Source organism: Pseudomonas sp. HMSC063H08, assembly GCF_001813645.1.
GTDB classification, from domain to species: domain Bacteria; phylum Pseudomonadota; class Gammaproteobacteria; order Pseudomonadales; family Pseudomonadaceae; genus Pseudomonas; species Pseudomonas aeruginosa.
In genome coordinates this window covers 1-312 of sequence record NZ_KV813601.1, presented here as the reverse complement: position 1 = coordinate 312, position 312 = coordinate 1, and the positions used below count along the sequence as shown (strand labels likewise).

Sequence of the window (312 nt, the reverse complement as noted above, 5' to 3'; positions counted from 1 at the left end):
CCTGACCGCACCAACCACTTCCCTTGAGGGGCTCCCTCAAGGGCGCTCCTCGTCTACCACCAGGAGCACACCATGAACCCATTGTTCACCAACCTCACCCAGGAAACCCTCGCCTACCTCGAGGACCAACTGTCCAACAACGACGTCGCCGGCGACGACGAGCTCATCGACCTGTTCATCGAGGAGCTGTCGCTGACCTTGGAGCAGGCGGAAGCGGCTGTCGCGCTACGCGATCAGTACCTCTGCCAGGTCTTCCTGATCAGCCAAGGGCCGCTGCACCAAGCCGATGGGCTCAGCTTCGACCCTCACACC

The 312-nt window shown here is 62.2% G+C and carries 1 protein-coding gene; it reads left to right on the top strand.

Annotated features, from left to right (window positions below; all coding sequences use genetic code 11):
- Nucleotides 1–72: 72 nt before the first annotated feature.
- Nucleotides 73–312 (top strand): hypothetical protein (locus HMPREF2924_RS28815; protein ID WP_070700821.1); only part of this gene is annotated, 240 nt, incomplete at its 3' end.